The 19,198-nt window shown below is 70.3% G+C and carries 19 protein-coding genes and 1 pseudogene; 9 read left to right on the plus strand and 11 right to left on the minus strand.

Annotation, left to right across the window (positions count from 1 at the left end; genetic code table 11):
* Nucleotides 1–131: 131 nt before the first annotated feature.
* From J7E88_RS02085 to mgt, 4 genes are all read left to right on the plus strand, one after another.
* Entirely contained in the window at nucleotides 132–1,037 is a 906-nt protein-coding gene (locus J7E88_RS02085) for a carbohydrate ABC transporter permease (RefSeq protein ID WP_215176556.1), read from the plus strand.
* Complete coding sequence (locus J7E88_RS02090) at nucleotides 1,034–1,876, plus strand: carbohydrate ABC transporter permease (RefSeq protein WP_215176557.1); 843 nt, start codon at nucleotides 1,034–1,036, stop codon at nucleotides 1,874–1,876. The genes J7E88_RS02085 and J7E88_RS02090 overlap by 4 nt, the downstream gene beginning before the upstream one ends.
* Nucleotides 1,876–3,168, plus strand: a complete 1,293-nt coding sequence (locus J7E88_RS02095; RefSeq protein ID WP_215176566.1) for an ABC transporter substrate-binding protein — start codon at nucleotides 1,876–1,878, stop codon at nucleotides 3,166–3,168. The genes J7E88_RS02090 and J7E88_RS02095 overlap by 1 nt, the downstream gene beginning before the upstream one ends.
* A gap of 586 nt (nucleotides 3,169–3,754) precedes the next feature.
* Nucleotides 3,755–4,966, plus strand: coding sequence for a macrolide-inactivating glycosyltransferase (gene mgt / locus J7E88_RS02100; RefSeq protein WP_374196208.1), 1,212 nt, complete (start codon nucleotides 3,755–3,757; stop codon nucleotides 4,964–4,966).
* 408 nt (nucleotides 4,967–5,374) lie between these two features.
* Here the strand turns inward: mgt and J7E88_RS02105 are convergent.
* Nucleotides 5,375–5,746: pseudogene (locus J7E88_RS02105) on the minus strand (hypothetical protein); the annotation flags it as partial.
* Nucleotides 5,747–6,123: 377 nt separating this feature from the next.
* Here J7E88_RS02105 and J7E88_RS02110 point away from each other — a divergent pair.
* The 5 genes from J7E88_RS02110 to J7E88_RS02130 all read left to right on the plus strand — a co-directional run bounded on the left by J7E88_RS02110 (nucleotide 6,124) and on the right by J7E88_RS02130 (nucleotide 9,883).
* A complete protein-coding gene (locus J7E88_RS02110) occupies nucleotides 6,124–7,323 on the plus strand; it encodes a S8 family peptidase (RefSeq protein WP_215176570.1) in 1,200 nt (399 codons plus the stop codon).
* Nucleotides 7,324–7,509: 186 nt separating this feature from the next.
* Nucleotides 7,510–8,058, plus strand: a complete 549-nt coding sequence (locus tag J7E88_RS02115) for a DUF1697 domain-containing protein (RefSeq protein ID WP_215176572.1) — start codon at nucleotides 7,510–7,512, stop codon at nucleotides 8,056–8,058.
* Nucleotides 8,051–8,455 carry a DUF4440 domain-containing protein gene (locus tag J7E88_RS02120; RefSeq protein WP_215176574.1) on the plus strand — a complete coding sequence of 135 codons (405 nt, stop codon included), beginning with the start codon at nucleotides 8,051–8,053 and terminating at the stop codon, nucleotides 8,453–8,455. Before J7E88_RS02115 ends, J7E88_RS02120 begins: the two co-directional genes overlap by 8 nt.
* A 125-nt stretch (nucleotides 8,456–8,580) precedes the next feature.
* Nucleotides 8,581–9,225, plus strand: a complete 645-nt coding sequence (locus J7E88_RS02125) for a DsbA family protein (RefSeq protein ID WP_215176582.1) — start codon at nucleotides 8,581–8,583, stop codon at nucleotides 9,223–9,225.
* Between the two features lie 61 nt (nucleotides 9,226–9,286).
* On the plus strand, nucleotides 9,287–9,883 hold the full coding sequence (locus J7E88_RS02130) for a TIGR03086 family metal-binding protein (protein ID WP_215176584.1): 597 nt from the start codon (nucleotides 9,287–9,289) through the stop codon (nucleotides 9,881–9,883).
* A 51-nt stretch (nucleotides 9,884–9,934) separates the two neighbouring features.
* Here the strand turns inward: J7E88_RS02130 and J7E88_RS02135 are convergent, their stop codons facing one another.
* The 10 genes from J7E88_RS02135 to J7E88_RS02180 all read right to left on the minus strand — a co-directional run bounded on the left by J7E88_RS02135 (nucleotide 9,935) and on the right by J7E88_RS02180 (nucleotide 19,174).
* Nucleotides 9,935–10,717, minus strand: coding sequence for a sirohydrochlorin chelatase (locus J7E88_RS02135; protein WP_215177395.1), 783 nt, complete (start codon nucleotides 10,715–10,717; stop codon nucleotides 9,935–9,937).
* An 8-nt stretch (nucleotides 10,718–10,725) separates the two neighbouring features.
* Nucleotides 10,726–11,622: an ABC transporter permease gene (locus J7E88_RS02140; protein ID WP_215176586.1), complete on the minus strand. Its 897-nt coding sequence runs from the start codon at nucleotides 11,620–11,622 to the stop codon at nucleotides 10,726–10,728.
* Nucleotides 11,609–12,397 carry an ABC transporter ATP-binding protein gene (locus J7E88_RS02145; protein ID WP_215176587.1) on the minus strand — a complete coding sequence of 263 codons (789 nt, stop codon included), beginning with the start codon at nucleotides 12,395–12,397 and terminating at the stop codon, nucleotides 11,609–11,611. The genes J7E88_RS02140 and J7E88_RS02145 overlap by 14 nt, the downstream gene beginning before the upstream one ends.
* A 36-nt stretch (nucleotides 12,398–12,433) precedes the next feature.
* Complete coding sequence (locus tag J7E88_RS02150) at nucleotides 12,434–13,543, minus strand: aliphatic sulfonate ABC transporter substrate-binding protein (protein WP_215176588.1); 1,110 nt, start codon at nucleotides 13,541–13,543, stop codon at nucleotides 12,434–12,436.
* A 218-nt stretch (nucleotides 13,544–13,761) separates the two neighbouring features.
* Nucleotides 13,762–15,105, minus strand: a complete 1,344-nt coding sequence (locus J7E88_RS02155; protein ID WP_215176590.1) for a sulfate adenylyltransferase subunit 1 — start codon at nucleotides 15,103–15,105, stop codon at nucleotides 13,762–13,764.
* Nucleotides 15,106–15,107: 2 nt separating this feature from the next.
* Nucleotides 15,108–16,046, minus strand: coding sequence for a sulfate adenylyltransferase subunit CysD (gene cysD / locus J7E88_RS02160; RefSeq protein ID WP_215176592.1), 939 nt, complete (start codon nucleotides 16,044–16,046; stop codon nucleotides 15,108–15,110).
* Nucleotides 16,043–16,627 carry an adenylyl-sulfate kinase gene (cysC, locus tag J7E88_RS02165; protein WP_215176594.1) on the minus strand — a complete coding sequence of 195 codons (585 nt, stop codon included), beginning with the start codon at nucleotides 16,625–16,627 and terminating at the stop codon, nucleotides 16,043–16,045. The genes cysD and cysC overlap by 4 nt, the downstream gene beginning before the upstream one ends.
* Nucleotides 16,609–17,304, minus strand: coding sequence for a phosphoadenylyl-sulfate reductase (locus tag J7E88_RS02170; RefSeq protein WP_215176596.1), 696 nt, complete (start codon nucleotides 17,302–17,304; stop codon nucleotides 16,609–16,611). Before J7E88_RS02170 ends, cysC begins: the two co-directional genes overlap by 19 nt.
* Entirely contained in the window at nucleotides 17,301–17,480 is a 180-nt protein-coding gene (locus tag J7E88_RS02175) for a hypothetical protein (protein WP_215176598.1), read from the minus strand. Before J7E88_RS02175 ends, J7E88_RS02170 begins: the two co-directional genes overlap by 4 nt.
* The gene (locus J7E88_RS02180; RefSeq protein WP_215176600.1) at nucleotides 17,477–19,174 is read right to left on the minus strand and encodes a nitrite/sulfite reductase; all 1,698 of its coding nucleotides are present in this window, start codon (nucleotides 19,172–19,174) and stop codon (nucleotides 17,477–17,479) included. The genes J7E88_RS02175 and J7E88_RS02180 overlap by 4 nt, the downstream gene beginning before the upstream one ends.
* Between the last annotated feature and the right edge of the window lie 24 nt (nucleotides 19,175–19,198).

Genomic DNA, 19,198 nt, shown 5'->3' on the forward strand with positions numbered 1-19,198 from the left:
CCTGTCCGGCAAAGTCTCGCATCGGCGCACGCTGTCTTGACGAGCCGACGACCCGTCAGCACGATGACGGAGCCGCCGGGGCGGCGGATCAGGACCCGGTCAGGGCCGGGCCGCCCGAAGGAGTCGACTACGTGACATCGGCGACCGCAACGGCGCGGTCCGGGAGGAGACCGGCGTCAGGGGCCTGGTTCCTCGTCCTCCCCGCGCTGATCCCGATTCTGGTGCTGAGCGTCGGTCCGCTGCTCTACGGCATCGCGCTGGCCTTCACCGACGCACAGGCCGGCCGCACGGAGCCAACCGAGTGGGTCGGGACGCTCAACTTCCAGGACCTGCTGCACGACACGTTGTTCTGGGACTCGTTCCGCATCGGACTGCTGTGGGCGGTCGGCGTCACCGTTCCGCAGTTCCTTCTCGCACTCGGCCTCGCCCTGCTGCTCGATCAGCGGCTGCGGCTGCGCGGGCTCGCCCGCGCGCTCGCGATCATTCCGTGGGCGATGCCCGAGGTCGTCGTCGGCATCATGTGGCGGCTGGTCTACAACGCGGATGCCGGCATCCTCAACGAGACCGTCCGCGACCTGGGCCTCGGTGACGGCCGCGACTGGCTGACCGGCCTCGCCACCGCCCTGCCCGCCGTGGTCGTCGTGGGCATCTGGGCGGGCATGCCTCAGACCACGGTGGCACTGCTCGCCGGTCTCCAGAACACCCCGCACGAGCTCCACGAGGCCGCCGCACTGGACGGGGCGGGCGCCTGGCGCCGGTTCCGCACCGTCACATGGCCAGCGCTCAGACCCGTCGCCTTCGCTATCACCGCGCTCAATTTCATCTGGAACTTCAACGCCTTCGCCCTGGTGTACGTGCTGACCAACGGCGGTCCGGGCGGACGGACCCGGCTGCCCATGCTCTTCGCCTATGAAGAGGCCTTCCGCTACGGCCAGTTCGGCTATGCGGCCGCCATGGGCTGCGTCATGGTCGCCGTCATCTCGGTGATGCTCGCCTTCTACCTGGTGGGCCGGCTCAAGGGAGGGGACGGGAAATGAGCGCGTTGCGCACCAGCAGGTCCGGCCGCGCCGGGCAGTACGTCGCGCTGTTCTGCTACTTGGTCTTCCTTGCCTTCCCGTTCCTGTGGCTGCTCTCCACCGCGTTCAAGCCGGCGCGGGAACTGGGCTCTCTGCACCCCACCTGGATACCGCAGGACCCGACTCTCCAGAACTTCCGGCAGGCCTTCGACGAACAGCCGCTCCTGCGGGCGGCGGGCAACAGTCTGTTCGCGGCCCTCGCCGCGGCATTGATAGCCGTCGTCATCGCCACGCCCATGGCTTATGTGATGGCCCGCCACCGCAGCAGACTGACCGCCGCGGCCACCGGCTGGGTCGTGGTCAGCCAGGCGTTCCCGTTCGTTCTGGTGATCATCCCGCTGTTCCTGATCCTGAAGAACCTGCACCTGGTCAACACCCTGTCCGGCTTGGTCATGGTCTATGTCGTCTGGTCGCTGCCGTTCGCGCTGTGGATGCTGGTCGGCTATGTGCGGGCGGTGCCGGGCGAGTTGGAGGAGGCCGCGGCCGTGGACGGCGCCGGGCGGCTGCGTACGCTCGTGTCGGTCACCGCGCCGCTGCTCGCACCGGGGATCGTCGCCACCGCGCTGTTCGCGTTCATCACGGCGTGGAACGAGTTTTTTTTCGCGCTCGTCCTGCTCAAGACCGCGGAGAAGCAGACCTTGCCGGTCGTTCTCACACACTTCCTCGGCGCGGAGGGCGTCGCCGATCTCGGGCCGCTCGCGGCGGCCGCGTTCCTCGCGACGCTTCCCTCACTCGTCATTTTCGCGATCATCCAGAAGCGGATCACAGGCGGCATGCTCGCCGGGGCGGTGAAGAACTGATGCGCGCACGACTGCTGACGGCGGCCGCCACCGCTCTCGCCCTGCTCCTGACCGGCTGCGGCGGTGACGGCGACCGCCCCGACGGAAAAATCCAGCTCCGCTTCCAGTCCCTGGCCTGGCAGAAAGAGTCGGTCGACGCCAACAAGGAACTGGTGAAGGAGTGGAACGCGTCCCACCCGGACGTCCAGGTCGCATACGTCCAGGGCAGCTGGGACAGCGTGCACGATCAGCTGCTCACCTCGTTCGAGGGCGGCGAGGCGCCGGACATCATCCACGACGCCTCCGACGATCTCGCCGACTTCGCGTACGGCGGCTACCTCGCCGACCTGACCGACCTGCTCCCCGAGCGGCTCAAAGCCGACATCCCGCGGCAGAGCTGGCGGACGACGACCTTCGGCGAGGGCGTGTACGGCGTGCCGTTCCTCCAGGAGCCGCGCGTCCTCATCGCCAACAAGAAGGTGCTGCACGACGCCGGGGTCCGCGTCCCCACAGCCGGGCGGCCGTGGAGCTGGGAGGAGTTCCGGCAGGTCACCAAGGACCTGACCGAGCACATGGGGAAGGGAAAGTACGGCATCGCTTGGCCCCTGAAGGAACCGGTGTCCGTGACACTCAACCTCGGCCTGTCCACGGGCGGTCAGCTCTTCCACCGCGGGGGCGACGGCAAGGTCACCATCGAGTTCACCGACGCCGACGCAGTGGTGCCCGGGACCGTCCGTGACCAGGTCAACGTCGATGGGAGCGCCTCGCGCAGCACGCTGGGCGCGGGCGGTTCGGACGCCCTGCCCGGCTTCTTCGGCGGCAAGTACGCCATGGTGCCGCTGGGTTTCTCCTACCGGCAGCAGATAGTCCAGCAGGCTCCCGAGGGATTCGAGTGGACGGTCCTGCCCGCCCCCGCCGGCCCCGAGGGCCCGGCGCAGGGGGTGAGCCCGCAGACGTTGTCGATCGCCGAGGACAGCCCGCACAAGAGGGAGGCGGCGCAGTTCATCGACTTCATGCTCCAGCCGCAGAACATGGTGCGGCTGGCCAAGGGCGACTGGATGCTGCCGACTGGCACCGAGGCCCTCGGCGCCCCGGCCCTGCACACCGACAAGGACGGCTGGGCCGTGGGCGCCGCGCTCGCGCGGCATCTGCGGCCGGCTCCGGCGCAGTCGGTGCGCGGCTACCCGGAGTGGAAGGACAAGGTCGCGACGCCGGCGTACCAGGAGTTCTACAGCGGCGCGATCGACGTCGGCGAGCTGCGGAAACGGCTGGTCGATGACGGCAATTCGGTGCTGGCGCGCTATCAGCGCTGACGGTGGTGTGCCCGGTGCCCGGTGCCCGGTGCCGGCCTCCCGGGTGCGGACCGGATGCTTCGTCCGGGTCGCGCCCCCGGGCCCCGGCCGTCACCTGCCCGAATTCGGCGCGTCTCGTACGCCCGCAAGCGCCGCGGCGACTACGGCCGTTGGTCACAACTCACCGTTGCCCACTGACCGCAGTGGCGCGGGTGCCTGCTCGACGGGGCGCGACGCGAGGAGTTCCGCCCTGTGCCGCGCGTCGGCACCGGCATCGTTCGCATCGAACGACGTACGTGGCAGCTGCCGGCACCTGGCGTTGGGTGCGTACCGCCGGCACCTGGCGATGCGGCGCGTACCGCCGGCCGTCGAAACGGGCTTCCGCGGCGCGGCGGTTCTCTGTACGCCTTGCTGTGCGACGACGGTCACCCGGTGCGCCGGCTGAATGCGGCGTTCCGGGGCGGGCCTTGACCGGTCGGCGGTCATGGCCTGGTGGCGGCCTTCGTCGCGCCCGGGCAGTGGCTCCGGTTGTAAGGGGTGCTGCACCGAGCTGCGGGTGGGGGGCGCACGCGCCCGTAAATAATTGCACGAGACGTCTCGTCTCGTTATGGTGGAAGGCATGACGCAGACGACAGACCGCGCCCATATCGCCATGTTCTCCATCGCGGCCCCCGGGCACGTGAACCCGAGTCTCGAAGTGATCCGGGAGCTCGTGGCCAGGGGCCACCGCGTCAGTTACGCGATCCCCGCCTCCTTCGCGGACAGGGTCGCGGCCACCGGTGCCGAACCGGTCGTCTACACCTCGACTCTGCCGACGGGGGACGATCCGGACGCCTGGGGCACCGAACTGATCGACAACATCGAGCCGTTCCTGACTGACGCCGTCCAGGCGCTGCCGCAGCTGGCCGAGGCGTTCGCCGGTGACGAGCCGGACCTCGTCATCCACGACATCACCTCGTACCCGGCGATCGTGCTCGCCCACCGGTGGGGCGTCCCCGCCGTCTCCCTCTCTCCCAACCTGGTCGCGTGGGAGGGGTACGAGGAGGAAGTCGCCGAGTCCATGACCGCCGATCTGCGCGCGTCCGAGCGCGGCAAGGCGTACTACGCCCGCTTCTCGGCCTGGCTGGCGGAGAACGGGATCACGACGCACCCGGACCGGTTCGTCGGCCGCCCGCGCCGCAGCATCGTCCTGATCCCGCGCGCCCTCCAGCCGAACGCCGACCGGGTCGAGGAGTCCGTGTACTCCTTCGTCGGCGCGTGCCAGGGCGACCGCGGGGACCAGGGGGAGTGGCAGCGGCCGGAAGGTGCCCAAAGGGTCGTGCTGGTGTCACTGGGGTCGACGTTCACCAAGCAGCCGGCGTTCTACCGGGAATGCGTGAAGGCTTTCGGCGGGCTGCCCGGCTGGCACCTGGTGCTCCAGATCGGCAGGCATGTCTCGCCGGCGGAGCTCGGCGAGCTGCCGTCGAACGTGGAGGTCCACGACTGGGTGCCGCAGCTGTCGGTGCTGCGCCAGGCGGACGCGTTCGTCACGCATGCCGGGGCGGGCGGCAGCCAGGAGGGCCTTGCGACGGCCACCCCGATGGTCGCGGTCCCGCAGGCGGTGGACCAGTTCGGCAACGCGGACATGCTGGTGGGACTGGGGGTGGCAAGCCGCCTGTCGACGGAGGAGGCGACGGCGCACGACCTGCGGGAGGCGGTGCTGTCGCTGGTGTCGGACGGCGAGGTGTCGGCCCGACTGGCCCGGATCCAGGAGGAGATGTCCCACGAGGGCGGGACGGGGAGGGCGGCGGATCTGATCGAGGCGGAGCTGGTGGCGTGAGGGGGTTTCCCCTCCCCGCCCTTTCCGAACCGGAGGCGCAGCCCCCGTGCCCCGGCGTCTCGTTCGCCGGTGGGTTGTGTGTCGGGTGGGGGCGCTGCTCTTGGCTCGGTGTCGTGCCGGAGCTCCGGATTCCGTGCCCCGGTGCCTCGTTCGTCGGCGGGGTTGTGTTCGGTGGGGCGCTGCTTTCGGCTCGGCGTCCTGCCGAGGGTCCGGTCTCCGTGCCCCGACGCCTCCATCGCCGACAGAAGTTGACCTCGGTCGGCCGCCGCTCTCGGGCCCGGGCTCGGGCGGTCTTCCGCGCCCCCCGGCGCCCCCGGCGTCCCCCCTCGTCCCCCACGTCGGCGCGCTGGAGTCGCCCCGGGACGTGAGGCGTAGGCGGGGGATCCCCCGCCTACGGCCCGGCTACGCGCTCACCCGCTCCGGCTCGCGCGGGCCCGGCACATCCTCTTCACGGGTGCCGTCGACCGCTTTCATCACCTCGTCCACGGCCGTGCGGAAGGCGGGGTCCGTCGCCTTGACCGAGCCGTCCCGGGCCTGGAGGAGCACGGTCTCGCCCGCCGTCTCGTCGATGCCGGCCTCCTCGGCGATGCGGGCCGCCTGAGTCGTCTCGCCCGACAGCTGCTCGCTGTCCTTGAGTTCGGCCCGGCCCGTGGCCGATCCCGTGACCATGGCCGGCAGGACGAACAGCACCCAGATCCCCTCGGCTGCCCAGCGGTGCCGAGCGCTCCAGCCGCCCGCCCGCGCGGCTATCCCTAGCGGACCTCCTCCGGCTCTCCCCATAACTTTTACACTCCCTCGTGCTTCGCTCCACAAATAGCGGCGGCCCGCCGCCGTTTCCGTTTCGAAGCCAAGGGCGTAATCAGGTCGACTCGTCCTGCCGGCCGACGACTGCGAACGGCAATTCCTTCCTCCTTCGGAAGGGGGCACATCCCCGACATAGGAGATGGAAGCCCCTTACATCCGTGGGGAGTTGGGGTCCGCGTCCGACTTGTGAGGCCCTGGCCGATTTCTTATTGCGAAACCTTGTTGAGTAAGTCACAGGTACATGAAGGTCTTGATCTGAGCGTGTCAATCGGTCAGGGTTTCGAGCCAGCCCCCGGAGAATTTCCGTCCGCGGGCCAATCCCCCCACAAATGATGACGAGGAGACCCCTCTTCATGGCAACTCACAAGCGCTCCCACCGGATGAAGCTCACCGCGGCCATCACGGCCGTCGCGGCGGCAGCCGGAGTCACGCTTCTCAACACGACCTTCGCCGGCGCCGCGGCGCCCGCCGAGGGCAAGATCTACGGCGCGAACGCCGAAGGCGCCGTCGCAGGCAGCTACATCGTGATGCTCGACCAGAAGGCCGACAAGAAGGAGCTGGCCTCGGAGTACGGCGGCAAGCTGCGGCGCAACTACAGCTCCGCCATCAACGGCTTCTCCGCCAGCGGCCTTTCGGAGACCGAGGCCAAGCGCCTCGCCGCCGACCCGGCCGTCGCCAAGGTCGTGCAGAACAAGAAGTTCACGATCAACGCCACCCAGGACAACCCGCCGTCCTGGGGCCTGGACCGCGTCGACCAGGCCGACACCGCCGGGGACAGCAAGTACACCTACCCCGACACCGCCGGCGAAGGCGTCACGGCGTATGTGATCGACACCGGAGTCCGCATCTCGCACAAGGACTTCGAGGGCCGCGCCACCCACGGCTTCGACGCCGTCGACAACGACGACTCCGCCGACGACGGCAACGGCCACGGCACCCACGTCGCCGGCACCATAGCCGGTGCCGCGCACGGTGTCGCCAAGAAGGCGAAGATCGTCGCGGTGCGGGTGCTCGACGACAACGGCTCCGGCACCACGGAGCAGGTCGTCGCGGGCATCGACTGGGTCACCCAGAACCACCAGGGTCCCTCCGTCGCCAACATGAGCCTCGGCGGCGGCGCCGACGAGGCGCTCGACGAGGCGGTCCGCAAGGCGATCACCGCCGGTGTCACCTTCGGTGTCGCGGCGGGCAACGAGTCCAGCGACGCGAGCCAGGGCTCCCCGGCCCGCGTCCAGGAGGCCCTCACGGTCGCCTCGTCCACGAAGGACGACACCCAGTCGGACTTCTCCAACTTCGGCGAGATCGTGGACATCTACGCTCCGGGCTCGGACATCACGTCGGCCTGGAACGACAGCGACGAGGGCACCAAGACCATCTCCGGCACCTCCATGGCGACCCCTCACGTCGTCGGCGCCGCCGCGGTCTACCTCGCCGGACACCAGGACGCCACCCCGGCGGACGTCGCGAAGGCGCTCACCGACGGCGCCACGGCCGACAAGATCACCAACCCGTCCGCGGGCACGCCGAACAAGCTGCTCAAGGTCGTCGAGTGACCAAAGGCCCTGTCTCCCGTCGACCATGACGTGAGCAGGGCCCCAAGGGGTGTCGTCCGGGCCGGCCGTTCCACGGCCCCCGAGCGGCACCCCTGCGGCGCGCCCGCCGTGAGCCGGCGGCCGCCGTGCTCTCCCCCACGGGGCGCGGCGGCCGCCTTATCGTGTGCGCATGACGAAGGTGCGCACATGACGAAGAGGTACGCGGCGCTGCTGCGCGGAATCAACGTGGGTGGCAGCAAGAAGGTCCCCATGGCCCAACTCCGCGCGGTTCTGGAGGATCTGGGACACCGTGACGTCAGCACCTATCTGCAGAGCGGCAACGCGGTCTTCGCCGGCCCGGCGCGTGACCAGCAGGCGCTCGCGGCCGGGATCGAGGCGGCCCTGGAGAAGACCTTCGGCTTCCGTGTCGACACCCTGGTGCGCGACGGCGCCTACCTGCGGGCGATCGCCGATGCCTGCCCCTTCCCCGCGCCCGCGCTGCCGGGCAGGCAACTGCACGTGATCTTCCTCTCCGAGCCGATCGCGCCGGAGCGGCTGGCGTCCGTCGATGTAGCGGCCCACCTGCCGGAGGAGTTCCGGCTCGGGGACCGGGCCATCTACCTGTACACACCGGGCGGCCTCGGCCGCTCGAAGCTCGCCGCCACCCTGGCGCGACCCCGGCTGCTGGAGGGTGTGGTCGCCACCACCCGCAATTGGAACACCGTCCTCGAACTGGTGGAGAAGACCCGTGACTGAACCAGCGACCGAAGCCGTGAACGCCGCGATGGAGGCGGAGTTCCGGCTGCTCGACCCGGCCGTGCGGTCCACGCCCGCACTGCTCGCGCAGCTCCTCCACCCCGATTACGGGGAGTTCGGCACCTCGGGCCGGCTCTGGAACCGTGCCTCGATCCTGGCTGGACTGCAGTCGCACGACGCGCCCGCGCCCCGGCCGATCACCGCGTCCCGGATGCAGGGTGTGCAGCTCGCCCCCGACGTGGTGCATCTGACCTTCGACACCGAGTCCGGCGGCCATCGCGCCCACCGCAGCTCCATCTGGCGGCTGACCGGCGGCGAGTGGCTGCTCTACTTCCACCAGGGCACCCGTTTCACGGAGGCGGAAGCGGACGCGCCGTCGCCCACCGTGGCGGAGTGAGCCGGTGAGTGAGCCGGGGGTGAGGCGGCGGAGCGAGCCGGGGGCCGCGCGCGCCGGAATGGCCCAGAGGACCAGGTGTCAAGTGGACCACGGGGGAGTGCCACTTCCTGGCTAGGGTCGACGACATGGACACCGCGCCGAACACCGAAGGCGGAAGCAGCGCCGGCAAGAGCGTCGTCGACTTCTACTTCGACCCCGTCTGCCCCTTCGCCTGGATCACTTCCCGCTGGATCCTTCAGGTCGAGCGCGAGCGCGCGCTCGACCTCCGGTTCCGCCAGATGAGCCTCTTCCTGCACAACATCGGCAACGAACTGCCCGACTGGTACCGCGATCTCGTCGACCGCTCCGTCGGCCCGGCACGGGTCCTGGCGGCCGCTGCCGAACAGCACGGCGACGGGGTGCTGCGCGACCTCTACACCGCACTCGGCACCCGTATCCACCGGGACAGGAACGACGACTTCGCCGCGGTCGTCGCCGAGTCCCTGGCCGAGCTCGGCCTGCCCGCGTCGCTCGCCGAAGCCGCACACGACGCGTCGTACGACAAGGCGGTCCGCACGAGCCACGACAGGGGCAAGGACCCGGCGGCCGATGGGTACGTCGGCACACCCACCCTCCACGTCGACGGCACCGTCTGGTTCGGCCCGGTCCTCAACGCCATCCCCAGGGGCGAGAAGGCCGTCGCCCTCTTCGACAGCTTCCGCGTTCTCGCGAACCACCCCGACCTCTTCGAGGTGAAGCGCGCCCGCACCGGGAACCTCGTCTTCGACTGACCGGTCGCACTGTCGCGTTTGTTCAAGACCCCCTCGTACGGCGCGGCGCAGGATGTGCGGCATGGACAAGGACACCGTGTACCCGTATCTGTCGGAATGCGCCGCCGAGACCGCACGCCTCGCCCGGGGTGTGGGCGCGGGCGCGCTCACCGGGCCGACGCCGTGCACCGGCTGGGACGTCGCGGCGCTCGTCAACCATCTCGTGCTCTACACCTCCCACGGCCTGGAACACCGCGCCCTGCGCAAGCAGCTCCCCGAGGAACTGACCGGTCGAGACTTCACGGCGGACGGGGACTGGGCACAGGGATACGCCGAGCAGCTGGACCGCGCCCTTTCCGCCTGGTCGGACCCGGCGGTGTGGGCGGGTGAGGTGGACCTCGGCTTCACGGGCATGCCGGCCGGCGAGATCGCCTCCCTGATCACCAAGGAACTGGCCGTCCACGGCTGGGACCTGGCCCGTGCCACCGGACAGGAGCACCGCATCTCCGACGCGGCCGGCGCGTTCGTCCTCGCCGTCGTCGACGCCCACGCCGAGGTCTACCGGCAGTACGACGGGTTCGCCGCCCCCGTCGCAGCGCCCCCGTCGGCGACGGCGTTCGAGCGGGCCCTCGCGGCCGCCGGGCGCGATCCCCGCTGGAGCGCGCACGTCACCGCGTGACCGGCTGATCTACCGGCTGATCCGCTCCGGGTCCGGGTCCGGACGGCAGACCTATGCGGTCACCGCGTGACCGACCGGTCCGGAAAGACAGGCCGACGCGGTCACCGCGAGCACCTGGTCCCGCGCCCGCGCCCCGTCGTAGCGGGTCAGCAGCAGGCGGGCCAGCTCCGGCCCGGGTCCCAGCACATCGGCCAGCACGTCCGCGTCGCGCGCGCCCTCGGCGATGCGGTCCGGGAGGCGGCCGGGGGCGATCACGTACGGCGCGACCGCCACCCGGCGCACGCCGAGGGCGCGCAGCTCGCGCACCGCGTCCTCGGTGCGGGGCAGAGATGCGGAGGCGAACGCAGGTCGCACGGCGCACCAACCGGTGTGCCGCAGCTCCCGCGCTGTTTCGGCGATCACTGCGATCGCCTCCGGGTCCGTGGAGCCCGCCGATGCCAGCACCAGGCCGGTCGAGCTCTTGTCGGCGGGGGTCAGCCCCGCCTCGTACAGCCGCCGGTGGACGGCGGACAGCAGCAGCGGCGACGGGCCGAGCACCTCGGCCTGGCGTACGCGCAGCGACGCGGGCGCCTGCCGCAGGACGGCGGGGATGTCCGCCTTCGCATGGAAGGCACGTGTCAGCAGCAGCGGAAGCGCCACTACCTCGCGCACGTCCTCGGCGGCGAGCCGCTCCAGCACGCCCGTCACGGAGGGGAGGTTGAAGTCCAGGAAGCCGACCTCGACGCGCAGCCCCGGCCGCAGCGACCGCACACCCCGGACGAGGGCGTGCACCGTCGCGGCATGGCGCGGGTCGCGGCTGCCGTGGGCGATGACGAGGAGGACGGGACTGCGCATCATGGACTTCAGCTCCTGACGAGGAGACCGCGGCTGCGCAGCACCCACCGCTCCAGCGGGCTGAAGATCAGCAGGTCGATCGCGATGCCGACGATCAGGATCAGGATGATGGCGAAGAACACCCCGGCCATGTCGGCGTTGTTGCGGCCGTTCTCCAGCAACTGGCCGAGGCCCAGGCCCAGGTCGGGCGAGGAGGCGATGATCTCCGCGGCCATCAGCGACCGCCAGGAGAACGCCCAGCCCTGCTTGAGGCCCGCGATGTATCCGGGCAACGCCGCGGGCATCACGATGTGCCAGGTGCCCTTGAGCCCGGTGGCCCCCAGTGTGCGGCCGGCCCGCAGGAACAGCGGCGGCACCTGGTCGACGCCCGACAGCAGCCCGTTCGCGATGGAGGGGACCGCGCCCAGCAGGATCACGGCGAACATCATCGAGTCGTTCAGGCCGAGCCAGATCACCGCGGGCGGCACCCAGGCCACCGAAGGCAGCGACTGGAGACCGGACAGGATGGGCCCGATCGCGGCGCGGACGAACTTCACCCGGGCGACCAGCAGGCCCAGCGGCGTACCGATCGCGAGGGCGAGCAGGAAGCCCAGCAGGCCGCGGGACACGCTCGTCCAGATGACCTCGAACAGGGTGCCCTGCAACCACATCTCGGACAGACTGTCCCACACGGCGGACGGCGCGGGCAGCTTGTAGTCCTCGGTGACCTCGGCCCAGACCAGCACCTGCCACGCCACCAGCACCAGGGCGACGGCGGCCAGCGGCGGGAGGACCTTCTTCAGCAGCACCTCGCGCACCGGGGTACGCGTGACCTGCACGGCCTCCAGCGCGTCGAGACCGGCTTCGAGGCCCGCGAGGTCGTCGTTCCCGGCCGTGGCCTTCGCGGTCGTGTCAGTGCTGGCCATGTCGGCGGATCTCCCCACGCAGTTCTTCGGTGATCTCGACGGACAGCTCCGCCACGGCGGGGTCCTCGATGCGCCGCGGCTGATCGATCTCCACGGTCCACTCACGGGCGATGCGCCCCGGCCGCGACGACAGCAGCACCACGCGCTGCGCGAGGCGCACCGCCTCCCGCACGTTGTGCGTGACGAACAGGACCGAGACGTTCGTCTCGCTCCAGATACGGGTCAGCTCGTCGTGCAGCACGTCGCGGGTGATGGCGTCCAGCGCCGCGAACGGCTCGTCCATCAGCAGCAGCCGGCTGTCCTGCGCCAGCGCACGGGCCATCGCGACCCGCTGCCGCATGCCGCCCGACAACTCGTGCACCCGCTTGCCGTACGCGCCGCCGAGCCGCACCAGCTCCAGCAGCCGCTCCGCCTCGCCTCTGCGCTCCGCCTTCGGCACCCCGCGCAGACGCAGCGCCAGCTCGATGTTCTTGCCCGCGCTCAACCACGGGAACAGCGCATGCTCCTGGAACATCAGAGCCGGCCGGCCGCCGGGGGTCTCGATGGACCCCACGGACGGCCGGTCGAGGCCCGCGACCAGGTTGAGCAGCGTCGATTTGCCGCAGCCCGAGGCCCCCAGGAGCGTGACGAACTCACCGGGAGCGACATCGAGGGTGATGTCGTCCAGGACGAGCTGGGTGCCGGCGGGCCCGGCGAAGGACTTGGAGACATGCCCGATCCGGGCCGCGTACTCGGTGCGCACGCGGTCGTCGGCCTTGGCGATGGCAGTGGCCATGGTCGTCACCTCCTGGGAACTCGGCTGATAGGGCAGTTACTTGACGCCGAGCCCGGCGTCGGCGAACGAGGGCCTGCCCTCGGCCTCAAGGACCTTGTTGAGCGGCCGCAGGTCGTAGATCCCGGCGAGATCCGGCCGCTCCAGCAGATCCGCCTTCACCGCGTGCCCTGCCTGCGCGTCGAGCGTCGCGGCCAGCGGGTCGTCGGTGAAGCGGATCGAGGGCCACGCCGGGTCGATCACCTCCGGCGGCAGCGCCTTGCCGGTGAGCTCCTGGAGCTTGGCGTTGGCGGAGGCCTTCGCCTTGTCCGGGTTGGCGTTGATCCACTCGTTGGTCTTCACCGTGCCGCGCAGAACCGCCTCGACGACGTCCGGGTGCTCCTCGAGGAACGACTGCGACACGATCACGTTCGTGATGACGAACTTCTTGTCGGGCCACAGCGTCGACTCGTCGAGCAGCACCTTCGCCCCGTCGCTGACGAGCTTCGACGCGGTCGGCTCCGGCACCCAGGCACCGTCGACGGAGCCGGACAGATAGGCGTTCGGCGTGACCTTGTTCTCCGTGCGGACCACGGAGACGTCGCCCTTGCCGCTCTGCGGGTCGACCTTCCAGCCCTTCTCGGCGATCCAGTTGAGGAATGCGACGTCCTGGGTGTTGCCGAGCTGCGGGGTGGCGATCCTCTTGCCCTTGACGTCGTCCAGGGTCTTGATCTTCTTCGGGTTCACGACCAGCTTGACGCCGCCGGAGGCCGAGCCGCCGATGATCCGCAGGCTCTTTCCCTGGGACTTCACATAGCCGTTGACCGCTGGGGAGGGGCCGATGAAGCCGATGTCGATCGAGCCGGCGTTGAGCGCCTCGATCTCGGACGGACCCGCGTTGAAGGTCGCCGTCGACAGCTTCGTGCCGCCGAGCTCCTTCTGGATGATGCCCTCCTGGTCACCGACCAGGGCGGTCGCGTGCGTCAGGTTCGGGAAGTACCCGAGCTTGACGGTGTCCAGACCGCCGATCTTCTCACCCTTGGCTGCGTGAGCGACCTTCTCGTCCTTCGCCTGGGAGCCGTAGCCGCAGGCGGTGAGCGCCACGGCCAGCAGGGGCAGGGCGGCGGCAGCGGCGAGGCTGCGACGGACGGTGGTGCGGATGGCTGGCACGGGTGGGCTGTCCTCTCGGTGGCCCGGCCTCGGCGTCAGGTGGGACGCGGCCGGGGCGTCGGCGGTCTTCGTCGGTGCTTGGTGCGGGGGGTGCGGGCGCGCGAGCAGTGCGCGTACGTCATCGCCGGCATCGCGCCACCCCGCCCGTGCCCGCGCCGAGGACGCCGCTGCCGATGCGGCCGCCTTCCTTGGCGAAGGTCCTGAAGATGTCGGTCATGTCAGAAGTCCCAGCCGTCGTCGTCGCCCTCGTCCTTGACCGGCTCCGGCGACGCGAACGACTCGCCGACCATGCCCGCGGTGAGCGTGGTGCCGTCGGCCGGGTCGATCAGGATGAACGCGCCGGTGCGGCGGGAGTCGGCGTACGAGTCGAGCGGCAGCGGCTCGGCCGTACGGATCTTCACGCGGCCGATGTCGTTGGCGACCAGCCGGCCCGGGTGGGGGTGCAGGGAGAGGTCGTCGAGGGTCAGCCGGGACGGGATGTCCTTGACGATCGCCTTGACCGTGCGGGTGCCGTGCTTGAGCAGCACGCGGTGGCCGACGGTGAGCGGCTGGTCGGCGACGTGGCAGACGGTCGCCTCGACATCCTGGGTGGTCGGGGGCGCGTCCTTGCTCGGCACGATCAGGTCGCCGCGCGAGACGTCGATGTCGTCCTCCAGCAGGAGGGTCACCGACTGGGTCGTCCAGGCCACGTCGACCGGCTTGCCCAGAAGGTCGATGCCGGAGATGCGCGACGTGCGCCCCGAGGGCAGCACGGTGACCGCCTCGCCGACACGGAAGGTGCCGGCCGCGATCTGGCCCGCGTAGCCCCGGTAGTCCGGGTGCTCGGCGGTCTGCGGCCGGATCACGTACTGCACGGGCAGCCGTGCGTGGCAGTGGCTCAGGTCGTGGCTGACCGGGACCGTCTCCAGGTGCTCCAGGAAGGTCGGGCCGCCGTACCAGTCCATGTTCGCGGACGGGTCCACCACGTTGTCGCCGGCCAGCGCCGAGATCGGGATCGCGGTGATCTCCGGGACGCCGAGTTCGAGCGCGTACGCCGTGAACTCCTCGGCGATGGCGGCGAACACGGACTCCGCATAGTCGACGAGGTCCATCTTGTTGACGGCGAGCACCACATGCGGAACGCGCAGCAGCGCGGCGATCGCCGCGTGGCGGCGGGTCTGCTCGACGACTCCGTTGCGCGCGTCGACCAGGATCACCGTGAGTTCGGCGGTCGACGCGCCGGTCACCATGTTCCGGGTGTACTGCACATGACCCGGGGTGTCGGCGAGGATGAACCGCCTGCGCGCGGTGGCGAAGTAGCGGTACGCGACGTCGATCGTGATGCCCTGCTCGCGCTCGGCCCGCAGACCGTCGGTGAGCAGCGCCAGGTCGGGAGCCTCCTGGCCGCGGCCCCGGGAGGCTCTCTCGACGGCCTCCAGTTGGTCGGCGAGGACCGACTTGGAGTCGTGCAGCAGCCGGCCCACCAGCGTGGACTTGCCGTCGTCGACGGACCCGGCGGTCGCGAAGCGCAGCAGGGTGGTGGCCGAAAGCTGCTCGGCCAGCTGCTCAGTGGTGCTGGTCATCTCTAGAAGTACCCTTCGCGCTTGCGGTCTTCCATCGCGGCCTCGGACAGCTTGTCGTCGGCGCGGGTCGCGCCCCGCTCGGTGAGCCGGGATGCGGCGATCTCGGCGATCACGGCGTCCAGCGTGGTGGCGTCGGAGTCGACGGCACCGGTGCAGGACATGTCGCCGACGGTGCGGTAGCGGATCAGCCGCTTCTCGGTCGTCTCGGACTCCTTCGGGCCGCCCCACTCGCCCGCGGTCAGCCACATGCCGGCCCGCTTGAACACCTCGCGCTCATGGGCGAAGTAGATCTGCGGCAGCTCGATGCCCTCGCGCTGGATGTACTGCCAGACGTCCAGCTCGGTCCAGTTGGACAGAGGGAAGACACGGACGTGTTCACCGGGGGCGTGGCGGCCGTTGTAGAGCTGCCACAGCTCTGGCCGCTGGCGGCGCGGGTCCCACTGGGAGAACTCGTCGCGGAGGCTGAACACCCGCTCCTTCGCGCGGGCCTTCTCCTCGTCGCGGCGGCCGCCGCCGAACACCGCGTCGAAGCGGTGCTGCTGGATGGCCTCGGTCAGCGGCACGGTCTGCAGCGGGTTGCGGGTGCCGTCGGGGCGCTCGCGCAGCTTGCCGGCGTCGATGTATTCCTGCACGGAGGCGACGTGCAGCCGCAGCCCGTGCTTCTCGACCGTACGGTCGCGGTACTCGATGACCTCGGGGAAGTTGTGCCCGGTGTCCACGTGCAGCAGCGTGAAGGGGACCGCGGCGGGTGCGAACGCCTTCAGCGCCAGGTGCAGCATGACGATGGAGTCCTTGCCGCCGGAGAACAGGATCACCGGCCGCTCGAACTCGCCCGCCACCTCGCGGAAGATGTGCACCGCCTCGGACTCGAGCGCGTCGAGGTGGGAGAGGGCGTAAGGGCTGTCGGTGCCCTCGCTCAGGACATGCACACTCGTGGTCACAGGAGACCCCTCTCTGTCAGCAGCGCGTGAACCGCCTGGGCGGACTCCTGCACGGTCTGGTTCTGGGACTCGATCCGCAGGTCGGGCGACTCCGGCTCCTCGTACGGGTCGTCGACGCCCGTCAGCCCGCTGATCTCGCCGGCCGCCTGCTTGGCGTACAGGCCCTTCACGTCGCGTACCGAGCAGACCTCCACCGGAGTGGCGACGTGCACCTCGACGTAGGCGGTGCCCTCCTGCTGGTGGCGCTTGCGCACGGCCTCGCGGCTGTCCGCGTACGGGGCGATGACGGGGACGAGCACCGTCACGCCGTGAGAGGCGAGCAGTTCGGCGACGAAGCCGATCCGCTGCACGTTGGTGTGCCGGTCCTCGCGGCTGAAGCCGAGGCCCGCCGAGAGGAACTCGCGGATCTCGTCGCCGTCGAGCAGCTCGACCCGGTGGCCCTCCGCGCGCAGCCGGCCGGCCAGCTCGTACGCGATGGTGGTCTTGCCGGCGCTCGGCAGACCCGTGAGCCAGACGGTGGCTCCGGTCACGTTGGTCTCCTGGTCCTTCTGAGTGTTCGTCATCAGCCGTGCAACCCGCATTCGGTCTTGCCGCGCCCGGCCCAGCGGCCGGCGCGCACGTCCTCGCCCTCAAGCACCCGGCGGGTGCAGGGGGCGCAGCCGACGGAGGCGTAGCCGTCCATGAGCAGCGGATTCGTCAGGACACCGTGCTCGGCGACGTACGCGTCCACGTCGTCCTGGGTCCAGCGGGCGATCGGCGAGATCTTGACCTTCTGCCGCTTCTCGTCCCAGCCGACGACCGGGGTGCCGGCCCGGGTCGGGGACTCGTCGCGGCGCAGGCCGGTGGCCCACGCGTCGTACGCGGTCAGTCCCTTTTCGAGGGGCTTGACCTTGCGCAGGGCGCAGCACAGGTCGGGGTCACGGTCGTGCAGCTTCGGGCCGTACTCGGCGTCCTGCTCGGCCACGGTCTGGCGCGGGGTCAGCGTGATGACGTTGACGTCCATGACGGCGTCCACGGCGTCACGCGTGCCGATGGTCTCCTCGAAGTGGTAGCCGGTGTCGAGGAAGACGACATCGACGCCCGGGAAGACGCGGGATGCGAGGTGGGCGACGACCGCGTCCTCCATGGAGGAGGTGACGCAGAACCGCTTGCCGAAGGTGTCGGCCGCCCACCGCAGGATGTCCGGCGCGGAGGCGTCCTCGAGGTCGCGTCCGGCCTGCTCGGCAAGGGACTTGAGGTCCTGCTGAACAGTCGTCATATCTCTTCCCTCCCACTGCTGTCTGTCTGGAGCCCCCGGGCCAGGAGCCCGAGGAACTTCAGCTGGAAGGCCCGGTTGCATGCCGCGCATTCCCACGCACCGTGACCCTGCTCGCTCGGACGCAGGTCCTCGTCGCCGCAGTACGGGCAGTAGAAGGGGGCGGCCCGCTCGCTCACGACAGGGCCTCCTCGCTCGCACGCGCCGCCCAGGTCGCGAAGCGCTCGCCCTCCTCGCGCTCCGCCTCGAAGCGCTTCAGGACCCGCTCCACGTAGTCGGGCAGCTCCTCGGAGGTGACCTTCAGACCGCGGACCTTGCGGCCGAACGCGGGCTCCAGGCCCAGCGCGCCGCCCAGGTGCACCTGGTAGCCCTCGACCTGGTTGCCCGCGTCGTCGAGGACGAGCTGGCCCTTGAGACCGATGTCCGCCACCTGGATGCGGGCGCAGGCGTTGGGGCAGCCGTTGATGTTGATGGTGAGGGGCTGGTCGAACTCGGGGAGCCGGCGCTCCAGCTCGTCGATCAGCGCGGAGCCGCGGCCCTTCGTCTCGACGATGGCGAGCTTGCAGAACTCGATGCCGGTGCAGGCCATCGTGCCCCGTCGGAACGGAGACGGCTTGACCTTCAGGTCCAGCGCCTCCAGGCCGGCCACGAGGGAGTCGACCTGGTCCTCGGCGACGTCGAGCACGATCATCTTCTGCTCGACGGTCGTGCGCAGCCGGCCGGAGCCGTGCGCCGCGGCCAGGTCGGCGATCTTGGTGAGGGTGGCGCCGTCGACACGTCCCACGCGCGGGGCGAAGCCGACGTAGAAGCGGCCGTCCTGCTGGCGGTGGACGCCGACGTGGTCGCGCCAGTGCTCGACGGGCTGCTCGGGAGCGGGGCCGTCGACCAGCTTGCGCTTCAGGTACTCGTCCTCAAGCACCTGGCGGAACTTCTCGGCGCCCCAGTCGGCGACGAGGAACTTCAGCCGGGCGCGGTTGCGCAGCCGGCGGTAGCCGTAGTCCCGGAAGATCGAGATGACGCCTTCCCAGGCGTCCGGGACCTCTTCCAGCGGGACCCAGGCACCCAGGCGCACACCCAGCTTGGGGTTGGTGGACAGGCCGCCGCCCACCCACAGGTCGAAGCCCGGGCCGTGCTCGGGGTGGTCGACCCCGACGAAGGCGACGTCGTTGATCTCGTGCGCCACGTCCAGGAGCGGGGAACCGGAGATCGCGGTCTTGAACTTTCGCGGCAGGTTGGAGAAGTCCTTGTTGCCGATGAACCGGCGGTGGATCTCGTCGATGGCCGGGCTGCCGTCGACGATCTCGTCCTCGGCGATACCGGCCACCGGAGAGCCGAGGATCGTCCGCGGGGTGTCGCCGCACGCCTCGGTCGTCGACAGGCCGACGGCCTCCAGCCGGCGCCAGATCTCCGGGACGTCCTCGATGCGGATCCAGTGGTACTGGACGTTCTGCCGGTCGGTGAGGTCGGCCGTGCCGCGTGCGAACTCCTGCGAGATCTCGCCGATGACGCGCAGCTGCTCGGTGGTCAGCCGGCCACCGTCGATGCGCACCCGGAGCATGAAGAACTCGTCGTCCAGCTCCTCCGGCTCCAGGATCGCGGTCTTGCCGCCGTCGATCCCGGGCTTGCGCTGGGTGTACAGGCCCCACCAGCGCATACGTCCGCGAAGGTCGGCCCCGTCGATGGAGTCGAAACCGCGGTGGGCGTAGATCGTCTCAATGCGTGTCCGCACATTGAGACCGTCGTCGTCCTTCTTGGTCTGCTCGTTGCCGTTGAGCGGCGTGTGGTGACCCATGGCCCACTGGCCCTCGCCGCGGTGGCGTCCGGTCTTGCGTCGGGGCGTCGCGGGGACGGGCTTTTCGGGGGTGGCGGCCATGGCGGTATGTCCTTCGAGACTGCA

It is taken from the genome of Streptomyces sp. ISL-10 (assembly GCF_018614575.1).
Lineage (GTDB): Bacteria > Actinomycetota > Actinomycetes > Streptomycetales > Streptomycetaceae > Streptomyces.